This is a genomic window from Streptomyces griseochromogenes, assembly GCF_001542625.1.
Lineage (GTDB): Bacteria > Actinomycetota > Actinomycetes > Streptomycetales > Streptomycetaceae > Streptomyces > Streptomyces griseochromogenes.
Genome location: NZ_CP016279.1, coordinates 8720841 through 8733767 on the forward strand (window position 1 = coordinate 8720841; position 12927 = coordinate 8733767).

Annotated in this window: 14 protein-coding genes; 9 read left to right on the forward strand and 5 right to left on the reverse strand. The window is 72.8% G+C overall.

What is annotated here, in order from left to right; genetic code table 11:
* Positions 1-10: 10 nt before the first annotated feature.
* Together pspAA and AVL59_RS37850 are read right to left on the reverse strand one after the other, a co-directional pair.
* A complete protein-coding gene (gene pspAA / locus AVL59_RS37845; protein WP_067313670.1) occupies positions 11-289 on the reverse strand; it encodes a PspA-associated protein PspAA in 279 nt (92 codons plus the stop codon).
* Between the two features lie 33 nt (positions 290-322).
* Positions 323-1114 (reverse strand): PspA/IM30 family protein, encoded by a 792-nt coding sequence (locus AVL59_RS37850; RefSeq protein WP_079147188.1) that lies wholly within the window; start codon positions 1112-1114, stop codon positions 323-325.
* Positions 1115-1423: 309 nt separating this feature from the next.
* Here AVL59_RS37850 and AVL59_RS37855 point away from each other — a divergent pair, with 309 nt between their 5' ends.
* The 3 genes from AVL59_RS37855 (at position 1424) to AVL59_RS37865 (ending at position 3932) form a co-directional block, all read left to right on the forward strand.
* Complete coding sequence (locus AVL59_RS37855; RefSeq protein ID WP_067313672.1) at positions 1424-2020, forward strand: DUF3043 domain-containing protein; 597 nt, start codon at positions 1424-1426, stop codon at positions 2018-2020.
* Positions 2021-2103: 83 nt separating this feature from the next.
* On the forward strand, positions 2104-2805 hold the full coding sequence (locus tag AVL59_RS37860) for a class I SAM-dependent methyltransferase (RefSeq protein WP_067313674.1): 702 nt from the start codon (positions 2104-2106) through the stop codon (positions 2803-2805).
* A gap of 56 nt (positions 2806-2861) precedes the next feature.
* Positions 2862-3932: a S1C family serine protease gene (locus AVL59_RS37865; RefSeq protein ID WP_067313676.1), complete on the forward strand. Its 1071-nt coding sequence runs from the start codon at positions 2862-2864 to the stop codon at positions 3930-3932.
* A gap of 37 nt (positions 3933-3969) precedes the next feature.
* On the opposite strand, the gene AVL59_RS37870 is transcribed toward AVL59_RS37865, so the two are convergent.
* Positions 3970-4182 carry a hypothetical protein gene (locus AVL59_RS37870; protein WP_067313677.1) on the reverse strand — a complete coding sequence of 71 codons (213 nt, stop codon included), beginning with the start codon at positions 4180-4182 and terminating at the stop codon, positions 3970-3972.
* A gap of 243 nt (positions 4183-4425) precedes the next feature.
* On the opposite strand from AVL59_RS37870, the gene AVL59_RS37875 reads away from it, so the two are divergent.
* On the forward strand, positions 4426-5628 hold the full coding sequence (locus AVL59_RS37875) for a bifunctional adenosylcobinamide kinase/adenosylcobinamide-phosphate guanylyltransferase (protein ID WP_067318217.1): 1203 nt from the start codon (positions 4426-4428) through the stop codon (positions 5626-5628).
* Between the two features lie 125 nt (positions 5629-5753).
* Here the strand turns inward: AVL59_RS37875 and AVL59_RS37880 are convergent, their stop codons facing one another.
* Positions 5754-6746 (reverse strand): class I SAM-dependent methyltransferase, encoded by a 993-nt coding sequence (locus AVL59_RS37880; RefSeq protein WP_067313679.1) that lies wholly within the window; start codon positions 6744-6746, stop codon positions 5754-5756.
* A gap of 133 nt (positions 6747-6879) precedes the next feature.
* On the opposite strand from AVL59_RS37880, the gene cobT reads away from it, so the two are divergent.
* The 3 genes from cobT (at position 6880) to AVL59_RS53770 (ending at position 10676) form a co-directional block, all read left to right on the forward strand.
* Positions 6880-7989 (forward strand): nicotinate-nucleotide--dimethylbenzimidazole phosphoribosyltransferase, encoded by a 1110-nt coding sequence (cobT, locus tag AVL59_RS37885; RefSeq protein ID WP_067313681.1) that lies wholly within the window; start codon positions 6880-6882, stop codon positions 7987-7989.
* Positions 7990-8140: 151 nt separating this feature from the next.
* Positions 8141-9937, forward strand: a complete 1797-nt coding sequence (locus AVL59_RS37890) for a phosphatidylglycerol lysyltransferase domain-containing protein (protein ID WP_067313683.1) — start codon at positions 8141-8143, stop codon at positions 9935-9937.
* 10 nt (positions 9938-9947) lie between these two features.
* On the forward strand, positions 9948-10676 hold the full coding sequence (locus AVL59_RS53770) for a hypothetical protein (RefSeq protein ID WP_067313684.1): 729 nt from the start codon (positions 9948-9950) through the stop codon (positions 10674-10676).
* On the opposite strand, the gene AVL59_RS37900 is transcribed toward AVL59_RS53770, so the two are convergent.
* Positions 10616-11380 carry a hypothetical protein gene (locus AVL59_RS37900; RefSeq protein ID WP_067313686.1) on the reverse strand — a complete coding sequence of 255 codons (765 nt, stop codon included), beginning with the start codon at positions 11378-11380 and terminating at the stop codon, positions 10616-10618. The two genes, AVL59_RS53770 and AVL59_RS37900, sit on opposite strands and share 61 nt — an antisense overlap.
* Positions 11381-11440: 60 nt before the next feature.
* Between AVL59_RS37900 and AVL59_RS37905 the strand changes: the two genes are divergently transcribed.
* Positions 11441-12226: an adenosylcobinamide-GDP ribazoletransferase gene (locus tag AVL59_RS37905; RefSeq protein WP_079147190.1), complete on the forward strand. Its 786-nt coding sequence runs from the start codon at positions 11441-11443 to the stop codon at positions 12224-12226.
* A gap of 47 nt (positions 12227-12273) precedes the next feature.
* A complete protein-coding gene (locus tag AVL59_RS37910; protein ID WP_067313690.1) occupies positions 12274-12882 on the forward strand; it encodes an RDD family protein in 609 nt (202 codons plus the stop codon).
* Positions 12883-12927: the final 45 nt, after the last annotated feature.

Consider the following 12927-nt stretch of genomic DNA (forward strand, 5'->3'; position numbering starts at 1 on the left):
CGGGCCGGGCTCAGCCCGGGATCAGCCCGTCGTCGCTGAGCATCTGCCGGACCTCGTCCAGGGAGGCGTCCGCCGCCGGCAGGATCAGCTCCGAGGGCTCCAGCGCGTCGTCCGGCAGCGGAGTACCGAGCTGCCGGACGGCGTCCAGGAGAGCGGCGAGCGTGCGGCGGAAACCCTCCTCGTCACCGCTCTCCATCTCCGCCAGCAGCTCGTCGTCCAGCTTGTTGAGCTCGCTGAAGTGGGAGTCGGCCAGCTTCACCTGGCCCTCCCCCATGATCCGTACGATCACGTCGCCTCCTCGGCTCCGGGCCCCGGCGCCGGGCTACTGCTTGTCGAAGCGCGGGGTGTCCTGCGGGTGCTGCTGGGACTGCGCCTGGCCGGTGCCGCCCTCGATCGCCTGCTGCGGCGATCCTCCGGCCAGCTCCGCCTTCATGCGCTGCAGCTCCAGCTCTACATCCGTACCACCGGAGATGCGGTCCAGCTCGGCCGTCAGGTCGTCCTTGGCCATGCCGGTCGGGTCGTCCAGGGCGCCGGAGGCGAGCAGCTCGTCGATGGCGCCGGCCCGGGCCTGGAGCTGGGCGGTCTTGTCCTCGGCGCGCTGGATGGCGAGGCCGACGTCGCCCATCTCCTCGGAGATGCCGGAGAAGGCCTCACCGATCCGGGTCTGGGCCTGGGCGGCGGTGTAGGTGGCCTTGATGGTCTCCTTCTTCGTACGGAAGGCGTCGACCTTGGCCTGCAGCCGCTGGGCCGCCAGGGTGAGCTTCTCCTCCTCGCCCTGGAGGGTCGTGTGCTGCGTCTCCAGGTCCGTCACCTGCTGCTGCAGGGCGGAACGGCGGGAGAGCGCCTCACGGGCCAGATCCTCGCGGCCGAGCGCGAGCGCCTTGCGGCCCTGGTCCTCCAGCTTGGACGACTGCTGCTGCAGCTGGTTGAGCTGGAGTTCGAGGCGCTTGCGGGAGGTCGCCACGTCGGCGACTCCGCGGCGCACCTTCTGCAGCAGCTCCAGCTGCTTCTGGTACGAGTAATCGAGGGTCTCGCGCGGGTCCTCGGCCCGGTCAAGGGCCTTGTTCGCCTTCGCGCGGAAGATCATCCCCATACGCTTCATGACACCGCTCATGGGCTTCGCGCGCCCCCTTCTGACGGACTCCAGCTCACCGATGCTGCGACAGAACCCACAGTACGGGCCCTGACTCCATTACCGCACTGTTCCGGGGGTGATGCGCTCATCCCCAAGAACGACTGCGGACGATATCGCTCCGGCGTGAGGAGTAGGTGAGCCTCGGGGTGAGGTCCTCCGGCATCCTCGGTGACCGCCGGGTGAAGCGTCTGCAACGTCCCCTCTGTCCCCCTACAGACGTCCGGTGTTGCCGGATCGTTCCCCGGTCGACTGGGGTCCATGCGCGGGTAGCCCTTACGCTTGGGTTTTGTGTTCCGTAGCCGTGCCAAGGAAGAGAAGGCCCCCGCCGACAAGGCGGCGGTGACCGACTCCAAGCAGCCCCGAGACCCGCAGGCCCCCAAGGGCAGGCCCACGCCCAAGCGCAGCGAGGCCCAGTCCCAGCGCCGCAGTGTCGCCAACACGCCGACGACGCGCAAGGACGCCGCCAAGCGTCAGCGCGAGGAGCGCCGTCAGGCGCTGGACCGGCAGCGTCAGGCGCTGGCCGGCGGCGACGAGCGGTACCTGCCGGCCCGCGACAAGGGTCCGGTCCGCAAGTTCGCCCGGGACTGGGTGGACTCACGGTTCAACGTGGCGGAGTTCTTCCTGCCGCTGGCCGTGGTGATCCTGGTGCTGAGCGTGGTGCGGGTGCCCGCGATCCAGGCCGTGGCGCTGTGGCTGTGGCTCGTCGTGATCGTGCTGATCGTGCTCGACGCGGCCGTCAGCGGAATCCGGCTCAGGAAGCGGCTGGCGGAGCGGTTCCCCGACCAGAACCGCCGGGGCGCCGTCCCCTACGCCCTGATGCGCTCCCTCCAGATGCGCCGGCTCCGGCTGCCCAAGCCGCAGGTCAAGCGCGGAGAGCGGCCCTGAGCGCAGACGCCTTCACCGGGGGTGCGGCCGAATCCTGGCTGCACAAGCTGGGCGGGCTGCGTGATGTCGTACGGCAGGAGCTGGTGGCCCGGCAGCTCGACGAGCAGATAGCCGGGCGGTTCCCGGTCGGGCAGCGGCTGCGGGTGCTCGACGTGGGGATGGGCCAGGGCACACAGGCGCTCAGGCTGGCCCGGCTCGGTCACCAGGTGACCGGCGTCGAGCAGGAGGCCACGATGATCGCGGCCGCGCGCGAGGCCCTCGCCGGTGAGCCGGAAGGTATCCGCGAGCGGGTCCGGCTGGTGCAGGGCGACGGGCGGGACACCGGTGTGCACTTCCTGCCGGGCAGCTTCGACGTGGTGCTCTGCCACGGCGTCCTGATGTACGTCGAGGAACCCGACCCGCTGGTGGCCGGTCTGGCCCGGATGCTCGCACCGGGCGGGCTGCTGTCGCTGCTGGTGCGCAACGGCGACGCGCTCGCCATGCGGCCGGGCCTGTCCGGGGACTGGGCGGGAGCACTGTCCGCCTTCGGCACCACCGCCTACCGCAACCGCCTCGGCCTCGATGTACGCGCCGACCGGCTCTCGGCGCTCACCGCCACGCTCGCCGGCATCGCCGCCCCGCTGCACGCCTGGTACGGCGTACGGGTCTTCACCGACACGGCGGAGGACGACGCGGAGATCCCCGGGGACCTGGAGACCTTGCTGGCGGTCGAGGAGCGTGCCGGGCGGACGGATCCCTACCGGGGTGTCGCGGCGCTGCTGCACCTGTGCGGGGTGCGGGGCTGAGCCCGTTCGGACGTACCCGACAGGCTCGGTGATCATCCCGACGTGAGACTCGGGGCATGGACGCATCCCGTACCCGTGCCCTGTGGAGGGTCGCCTGCGCCGCCGTCCTCCTGTGTGCCGCGCCGACGGCCTCCGGCTGCACGGCCCCGAAGCCGCCCGCCGAGAAGGGCGACTCGACCACCCCGGCCGCGCTCCCCCTGTCCGCGGTCGACCTGCAGAACCAGTACCTGAAGGTCATCAGGGAGGTCCTGCCGTCGGTCGTGCAGATCCAGGCGAGCCATGATCTGGGCTCCGGTGTGGTGTACGACGCGCAGGGGCACATCGTCACCAACGCGCATGTGGTCGGCTCCGAGAAGAGCTTCGAGGTGACCACCGCCAACAGCGAGGAGCCGTTCACCGCCCGCCTGGTGTACTCGTACCCGGACCAGGACCTTGCGGTGATCAAGCTGGACAAGGCGCCCGCCGGGCTGAAGCCGGCGGTGCTCGGGAGCTCCGAGAGGGTGGAGGTCGGCCAGATCGTGCTGGCCATGGGTTCACCGCTCGGGCTGTCGTCCAGCGTGACCCAGGGCATCGTCTCGGCGACCGGACGGACCGTCAGCGAGGGCAGCTCGGGCGGGGGCACGGGCGCCACCATCGCGAACATGGTCCAGACGTCGGCCGCGATCAACCCGGGCAACAGCGGGGGCGCCCTGGTCAACCTCGACGGGCGGGTCGTCGGCATCCCCACGCTCGCCGCCACCGATCCCGATCTGGGCGGCAGCGCGGCGCCGGGCATCGGGTTCGCCATCCCGGCGTCGATGGTGAAGACGGTCGCCGGCCAGATCGTCAAGAGCGGCAAGGTCGTCGACTCGGGGCGGGCCGCGCTCGGCGTGACCGTGCGGACGGTCGTGGACGACAGCTACCAGCCGGCCGGGGTCGCGCTGGTCAGCATCAGGAGCGGCGGGGCGGCCGACAAGGCGGGGCTGCGGCCGGGCGATGTGATCACCAAGCTGGACGGCACAGCGGTCACCACGACCACGGAGCTCTCCGAGGCGCTGGCGGCGGACAGACCGGGGCAGCGGTTGAAGGTGGCCTTCCAGCGCGAAGGCGACGAGAAGAGTGCGGAGGTGACGCTGGGCGAGCAGTGAGGAGGGGACACCGCCCCTCCTCACCCCTCCCGTCGGGCTACGACGCGTCGGCGTGCAGGTTCATCGGGCCGTAGATCTCGGTGTTCTCCTCGAACAGCCGTACCTGGTCCGCGCCGCCCTCCAGCAGCGCCTTCCAGTACTCGCCGATCCAGGACTCGGCGTCGCCCTGGGTGGTGAAGTCCTCCGGCTGCACCGCGGGCTGGACCTCCGTCCCGTCGGCCTTCTCGAACCGCCACGTCCATGCCGTCATGTGAGCCTCCTTTGATCCACGTCGCCGTCCGAGCGTATTCGCTCCGCGGGGTCGGCCGTTAGATCACCTCAGGTCGTGCCGAGAACTGCGGGCCGGTGGGGGCTGGTCGCTCCCCCGAGTTCTCGGCTTCGCTCGAACCCGGGGGGGACCCCATCGCGGCGGAGCCGCACATCGATACGGCCCCGCGCCCCTTAGGGCGCTGCGGATGAGCGGCGCCTGCGAGGACGGGTGAAAATCGATCTCGTGGAAGTGACTTTGCTCGGTACCGGTGCTCCTGCGGGGCTGCCCCGCCCCGACTGTCCCTGTGCGGTGTGTGCGAGCGCGTTGGGGGCGGACGCGCGGGCGGCCACCGCGTTGCTGGTGGACGGGACGCTGCTGCTCGATCTGACGCCGGGGGCGGCGTTCGCGGCCGCGCGGTCCGGGCATTCGCTGGGCGGGGTACGGCAGGTGCTGCTGTCGCATCCGCACGACGGGCCCGCGATGGAGGTGCCGGCCGGGCTGCCGCAGCCCGGGCGGGTGCCGGACGGGCGGGAGTTGGCGCTGCTGACGGGGCATCGGGTGCGGGCCGTGGCGATGGACGCGGGCGGCACCGGGTACGCGGTGACCGGGCCGGACGGTCAGCGGCTGCTGTACCTGCCGCCGGGCGGGGCGCCGGCCGGTCTGGAGGAGGCCACGGCGGAGACGTACCACATGGTGCTGGCCGACGTCGTGGGCCGCCCGGACGCGCTGGCCCGGCTGCGGGCGGTCGGTTCCCTCACGCCTACGACGGATGTGATCGCCGTTCATCTGGACCACGACGTGCCGCAGGGCGCCGAGGTACGGCGGCGGCTCGCGGCGGCGGGGGCGCGGGCCGTGCCGGACGGTACGACGCTGGTGGTCGGGGCGTACGAGGAGGTGCCGGACGTGCCGCGGCGGACGCTGGTGCTGGGCGGGGCGCGCTCGGGGAAGTCGGTGGAGGCCGAGCGGCGGCTGGAGGCGTTCCCCGAGGTGCTGTACGTGGCGACGGGCGGCACGCGCGGCGGCGACACCGAGTGGGCGGAGCGGGTGGCCGCGCACCGGGAGCGGCGGCCGGGGTCCTGGCGTACGACGGAGACGACCGATCTGGTGCCGCTGCTGGCCGTGGAGGGGCCGCCGCTGCTGATCGACTGTCTGTCGCTGTGGCTGACGGACGCGATGGACGAGGTCGGGGCGTGGGACGACGCGGAGTGGGCGGACGGCGGCGAGAAGGCACTGCGCGAGCGGGTGCGGGAGCTGATGTCGGCGGTGCGGGCCACTCGGCGGACCGTGGTGGCCGTGTCCAACGAGGTGGGTTCCGGGATCGTGCCGGCGACGGCGTCCGGGCGGCGGTACCGGGATGAACTCGGACGGCTGAACGCGGCGTTCGCGAGTGAGTGCGAGCAGGTGCTGCTGGTGGTGGCGGGGCAGGCTGTGGTGCTGCGGGGCTGAGAAGGCCAAGAGCCCCGAAGGGGCGCGGGGCTGTATCGATGTGCGGCTCCGCCGCGATGGGGGTCCCCCCGGGTTCGAGCGAAGCCGAGAACTCGGGGGAGCGACCAGCCCCCGCCGGGCCGCGGTCAGCCGACGGCGTCCGTCCCCTTCCGGGCCACGACCCGGTACGCGTTGGAGACGCGGGTGAGGCCGGACAGGGGGGCGAGAAGGTGGTCCACGGCCGAGGCCAGCGCCAGCGCGGGCGCTGCGGGGGCTCTCAGGATCGGGTGGAAGTGGGCCAGCACCAGGGAGAGCGCCGCTGAGAGGTCGTAGGGGATGTGGGGGGCTCTGCGGTCCGTGACGAGGACCGTGCAGCCCTGGGCCTCCAGTTCCGCGCGCAGGTTGGCCAGGGGCATCAGGTGGAGGTGGCGGGGCTGGCCGTAGGGCAGCCACCATCTGCCGAGCAGTGTGGCGAACGCGCAGCGCGGGTCGGGGACTTCGACCACGAGGTGGCCGCCGGGACGCAGCGCGGTGAGGGCGGCGCGCAGTTCGGCGCGGGGGTCGGGGGCGTGTTCCAGGTGGTGGAACATGCTGAGCACGTCGTAGCGGGCGCGCAGCCGGGCCGCCATCCCCGGGGTGGTCAGATAGCCGCGGTGGGCCTCCTCGACCCGGCCCTCCAGCAGCGCCTGTTCCACACGGGCGGTCGGGTCCAGACCGTCGAAGCTGGTGTAGGGGAAGAACTCCTTCGCCGCCTCCGGGAAGCGGGCGTGGCCCGTGCCCACGTCCAGCCAGCTCTCCGGCTCGTGCAGCGCCGACAGCGCGTGGGCCGTGGCGCGGTGGCGGCGGCGGACCGCACCGGCGGAGAGGATGCGGGCGGCGAACTCCTCCAGGTGCCGTTCGTAGAAGTCCCGGTGGTAGAAGGCGAGGCCCTCCGCCGTGAGCCGGGGGTTCTGGAAGGCGTGGCGGCAGTCGCGGCACTCGTCGACGGCGAAGGTGCCCGGCCGGTGCCGCAGCGGGTCGGTGGCGCGCATCCGGGTGCGCAGGCGCGGGGATCCGCACCACGGGCAGTCCTCGCGGTGCGGCTCCTGGAAGGGGTCGTTCGGGCCGGTGGCCCGCGGGGCGAGGGGCGAGGGCGGCATGGGCGGCTCCCTTTGCGACATTCCGCTGCAAACCGGAACGTATGGGATCCCGATCTTGGGTGCAAAGACGTCGCGAGGGTGTGGTGGCGGTGTGGCGCGGAAGGCGTCGATCGCTGCCGGTACTGTTCGGCGAATGAGCAGCCTTAATCTGGACGACTTCACCGATCTGATCGAGCGCCCGGACGGTGGCGTGCGCCGTGACGCCGAGGCCCGGCGGGAGCGCCAGATCGTGCCGCCCGGGGCGCTCGGGCGCCTGGACGAGCTGGGCGAGTGGCTGGCCGCCGCGCAGAGTGCCGTACCGGTGCGGACGGTCGAGCGGCCGCGGGTGGTTCTGTTCGCCGGTGACCACGGGATCGCCGGACTCGGTGTCTCGGCGCGGCCCGCGGGCAGCGCCGCGGAGCTGGTGCGGGCGGTGCTGGAGGGGGGCAGCGCGGTGTCGGTGCTCGCGCGCCGCCTCGACGTGCCGGTGCGGGTCGTGGACATGGCTCTGGACTGCCCGCCGGACGCCTTCCCGGAGGACGTCGTACGCCACCGGGTACGGCGTGGCAGCGGTCGCATCGACATCGAGGACGCGCTCACCCCGGACGAGGCCGAGGCGGCCTTCCGGGCGGGTGTCGCCGTCGCCGACGAGGAGGCCGACTCGGGGACGGACCTGGTGGTGCTCGGTGATGTGAGCGTGGGCGGGACCACGGCGGCCGCCGTGCTGATCGCCGCGCTGTGCGGGACCGACGCGTCGGTGGTGACCGGGCGGGGCGGGCAGGCCATCGACGACCTGGCGTGGATGCGCAAGTGCGCGGCGATCCGGGACGCGCTGCGCCGGGCGCGGCCGGTGCTCGGGGATCAGCTGCAGCTGCTCGCGACCGTGGGCGGGGCCGATCTGGCCGCGATGACCGGGTTCCTGCTGCAGGCGGCGGTGCGGAAGCTGCCGGTGATCCTGGACGGTGTGGTCGCCGCCGCGTGTGCGCTGGTCGCCCAGCGGGTGGCGTTCCGGGCGCCGGACTGGTGGCTGGCCGGGCACGACAGCGGGGAGCCCGGGCAGGCGAAGGCGCTGGACCGGATGGCGCTGGAGCCGTTGCTGGAGCAGGGCGTGAAGGTCGGCGAAGGGGTGGGGGCGCTGCTGGCGCTGCCCCTGGTGCGGGCCGCCGCCGCGCTGGCCGCCGAACTGCCCGAGAAGGCTCCGGAGGAGGCCGGGGAGGACAAGGAGAAGGCGGCGGAGCAGGCGGACGAACAGGCGGACGAGTAGCGGGCCCCACGCCCGAGCCGGCGCCGCCGGACCGCAACCGGCCGAACCGGGCGTTCTCGTGCGGGCGAAGCCGCGCGGCGACGGTGAGGGCGTCAGCCGGACCGGTGGGAAAAGTGTGGTTCGCCGGGGCAGCCCCATATGATCCTCCCCCATGGGAGATGCCCGAATTGCCGTGGAGCAGCAGGCCGAGCCGGAACGGGCCGGTGAGCAGGGGCGGCGGTCCACCGGGGCTTCACAGCGGGCCGCCGCCTTCGCCGTCTGGTACTTGAGAGCCGTCGCCTTCGTCAACTTCCTCAGCGCGGTGTGGGTGTCACTGGGCCAGGACGTGCGCCGGCACAACCAGGAGAACTTCTTCACGCCGTACCTGCTGACCGCCGGGTTCGCCTCGGGCGTCTTCACCGCGTTCCTCGCGATCACCATGCGGCGGCGCAAACGGGCCGCATGGATCCTGAACCTGGTGCTCAGCGGGTCCTTCCTGGCCCTGTTCGCCTTCGCGATGGCGTTCCCCGAGATCAGACAGTACGCACAGAACTGGATCTCCCTGGTCCTGACGGCGGCCTTCGTCGCGGCCCTGCTGACCGGGCGGCGGGAGTTCTACGCCAAGGGCGACCGGTCCAATCCACGGCTCGCCGCGACGGTCGCCGTCGGCGGCGGGCTGCTCGCCTCGCTGCTGGCCGGGGTCCTGGTGACGATCACCAACCAGGCGCCGGACGCGGCCCGTTCGACGTTCCTGGAGCGCTGGCACTACGGCACCCTGCGGCTGGTGTCGGTGGCCGCGGACGAGAACCACTTCCCGGGGATCGAGCCGCCCAACTGGGTCAATGTGGCGATCAACGTGCTCAGCACGATCCTCGTCCTCGCCGTCTTCTACGCCGCCTTCCGCTCCCGGCGGGCCGTCGACCCGCTCACCGAGGACGACGAGACACGGCTACGGGCCCTGCTGGAGCGGCACGGCGAGCGGGACTCGCTCGGCTACTTCGCGCTGCGCCGGGAGAAGAGCGTGGTGTGGTCGCCGACGGGCAAGGCGGCCGTCGCCTACCGGGTGCTCGGCGGGGTGAGCCTCGCCTCCGGGGATCCGCTGGGTGACCCGGAGGCGTGGCCGGGGGCGATCGCGCCGTGGCTGGCCGAGGCGCGGGCGCACGGGTGGATCCCGGCGGTGATGGGGGCGGGCGAGGAAGCGGGGACGGTCTACGCCCGGCACGGGCTCGACGCGCTGGAACTCGGCGACGAGGCGATCGTGGAAGTGGCCGAGTTCACCCTTGAGGGACGGGCGATGCGGACCGTCCGGCAGGCCTACAACCGGGTCGGACGGGCCGGGTACGAGGTGCGCATCCGGCGGCACGCGGACATCCCGGCACACGAGATGGCGTACCTGATCGAGCGCGCGGACGACTGGCGGGACGGGGCGACCGAACGCGGCTTCAGCATGGCGCTCGGCCGGCTCGGGGACCCCGGGGACGGGCAGTGCGTGATGCTGGAGTGCACGGACGCCGAGGGGACGCTGCGCGCGCTGCTCTCCTTCGTGCCCTGGGGACCGCAGGGCCTGTCCCTGGACCTCATGCGGCGCGACCGGGACTCCGAGAACGGGCTGATGGAGTTCATGGTCATCGAGCTGTTGCGCCGGGCCGGCGAGATCAAGATCACCCAAGTCTCACTCAACTTCGCGGTGTTCCGGTCGGTCTTCGAACGTGGCGCGCGCCTCGGTGCCGGTCCGGTGCTGAGGCTGTGGCGGTCGCTGCTCAGCTTCTTCTCCCGCTGGTGGCAGATCGAGTCGCTGTACCGCGCCAACGCCAAGTACCGGCCCATCTGGGAGCCGCGGTTCCTGCTCTTCGAGAAGAGCGCGGACCTGCTGCGCATCGGCCTCGCCGCGGCCCGCGCGGAGGGCTTCCTGGAGGCGCCGGGACTGCCGAAATGGCTGCACCGCAGGCACCTGGAAACGCACCGATGAGGAACCCTTGATGAGGACGCTCGCCCGCTGGGCCCATGCCGAGTGGGGGCTGCTGTACGTCACCGTGCGCGAGCCCCTGCTCAAACGGAGCCTGCGGGCGGCTCCGATGACGTTCTGGGCGGTGTGCCTGACCGCGCTCCTGCAGTACGTGCAGAACCGGCCGTGGGGCTATCAGTTCGTGCAGAACGTGGGTGCGGTACGGGCCGAGGACCCGCTGGGGCTGGCCCTGCTGCGCACGCCCCTGTCGCTGTTCGTCCCGGCGCTCGACCTTCCGGTGTGGGGTGCGCTGGCGCAGATCCTGCTGGTGTTCGGGATCGCCGAGATCTGCCTGGGCTGGTGGCGGACGCTGACCATCGCCTACGTCGCCACGCTCGCCGGGACGCTGTACGCGCGCCTCGGCATCGCGCTCGGCCCGCACGCCCCCTTCGGCCTTCCCTGGACGGACGCGCAGGTCGTGGACACCGGTCCGTCGGCGGCCGTGGTGGGGCTCGCCGTGTTCGTGGCGTGGCGGTACGGCGCCTACGTGACGGCGGGCGCGGTGACCGTGGCGATGGTCGCCGAGGTGCTGATCAAGGAGAACCTGGCGGGCAAGGAGCACCTGGCCGCGCTGATGGCCGTGGGGACGCTGTGCCTGCTGGCCGCGGCGCGGCACCGGTACGGGCGCCGGCTGCGGCCGCGTCACCGGTGGCCGGGCAGCCGTACCGGGCGCGGGTCGGGCTTGCCGCCGATCCAGTCCTGAAGGATGCGCCGGGGCCGGGCCCAGCGGCGGTCGTGGCGGTAGGCGCGCAGGGCGGCCTTGGCGCGGGCGCGGGGCCTGCGGCCGTAGAAGCGGCGGGCCCAGAGGGAGCCGGGGCGGGCCAGGCGGACGGCGCCGACGAACGCGATCAGGGGCACGATCACGCCGAAGATCGCGACGCGGGTCTTGCCCTTGCCCAGCGCGACCAGGGAGCAGAGGAAGTTCGCGCCGATGTTGGCGATGACGGTGCCCCGGTCCTGGAGTTCGTCCGCGGACAGGTCGTTCACGCCGAACGGTGAGAATCCGGCCAGCAGCAGGCCGACCAGGGCGGCGGTGAGCACGACGGCCTCGACGCTCTGGCGGCCCTCCTCGCTCCAGTAGACGTCGGCCAGGTGCAGGATCAGCGCGAACTCGTCCAGGACGAGGCCCGCGCCCATGCCGAACAGGACCGCGGCGACGGCCCCGCCGACGGCGTGCCGGTCGCTGGCGACGGCGCCGAAGCCGCCGACGATCGTCAGGACGACCCCGGGGACCACGTGGTGGATGTGCAGCCCGCCCGCCTCGACGTTGCCGAAGGGCCCCTTGCCGGCCCGGATCATCCGGGTGATGACCCGGGTGACGAGGAAGGTGACGACGAAGGCGGTCAGGGCCAGCAGCAGTGGAAGCTTGCCCGGCTCAAGAATGTTCCGCTCCCACCACTGCCCCATGTGCGCACTTTATCCCCGGGTGCGACAGGGGGTTCTCCGACGGCCCGGTACCCTGCGCCGGTGCTCAAGACCTCCCCTCTCGACGGCCTTCGCTTCGCCTTCGGCACGCTCACCGTGCTGCCCGTCCGGGTGCACCGCTGGGACCGGCAGGCCGCCCGCGGGGGCATGCTGAGCGCCCCGGTGGCCGGACTGGTCGTCGGCGGCTGTGCGGCGGGGCTCGGGCTGCTGCTGCTCTTCCTGGGCGCCGGTGAACCGCTCGCCGCCGTCGCCTCGGTCGCCGTACCGGCGGCGCTGACCCGAGGGCTGCACCTGGACGGGCTCGCGGACACGGCGGACGGGCTGGGCAGCGGCAAGCCCGCCGAGGACGCACTGCGGATCATGAAGCGGTCGGACATCGGGCCGTTCGGAGTGATCACCCTCGTCCTGGTGCTGACGGCCCAGGCCGCCGTACTGGCGCAGCTCTACGGCGACTCCTGGGCGCGCGGCGCCGCGGCGGCGGTGACCTCGGCGGTCGCGGCCCGGCTCGCACTCACCTGGGCCGCCCGCACCGGGGTGCCCGCGGCCCGCCCGGAGGGGCTCGGGGCAGCGGTCGCCGGGGTGGTGCCGGTGCCGGGCGCGCTGGCCGTCGCGGCCGTCTGCACGCTCGCCGCGGCCGCCTGGGGGACGGCCTTCGGCCCGCACGGCGCACTGCGCGCCGCGGCCGCGGTGCCGCTGTCCCTCGCCGCCGCCGAACTCCTGCTGCGCCACTGCACGCGCCGGTTCGGCGGGGTCACCGGTGACGTGTTCGGCGCTCTCGCGGAGACGGCGGCGACGACCGCGCTCGTGGTGCTGTCCCTGGGTCGCTAGGCTCTTAGCCGGTACACGGACAAGAAGTGTGTGATCGGGGGACATCCGTGTTGAAGCTGCGCCGTGCCGCGGCCTGGTTCATCGACTTCGCTCTGGTGGTGACGGCGGCCTGGCTGCTCGCCGTGTTCACCTTCCACCGGATCACCGGGCTCGTGACCGACGTACCCGAACTGGCCACCCGGGGCGGCTTCGACCTGCTGACCTCGCGCGGGGACGTCGTCGACGCCTCCAAGGCGTTCGGTCTCTCGCTGTGGGACACGGTGGTGCTCGACGTGGAGGAGGCCTTCGGCGCGCTCGTCGTCGTCACGTTCCTCTACCAGTGGGCCTGTCTCACGCTGCTCGGCCGCACCCTCGGCAAGGGCCTGCTGGGCCTGCGGGTCACCCCGCGCCGCTCCCGGCACTGCGTGCGCCGGGCCGCCGTCACCACCGCCGCCGACGTCGCCGTGTACGCCCTGGCCTGTGTGCTGCTGATCGAGGGTCACTTCGTGCTGTCGGTGGTGGTGTGGGGGGTCGCGGTGGTGCTGTTCCTGGTCAACGCGCTGCCCGTGCTCTCCCCCGGCGGCCGCTCCCTCGCCGACCTGCTGGCCGGCACCTCGGTCGAGGGGATCCTCCGACGGGCGGAGCACACAGCGTGGGGCGGCGTACCCCGGGGGTGAGCGGGGGGCGCCCGCCGACGCGGAAAGGCCGAAAGTGACCGCGGC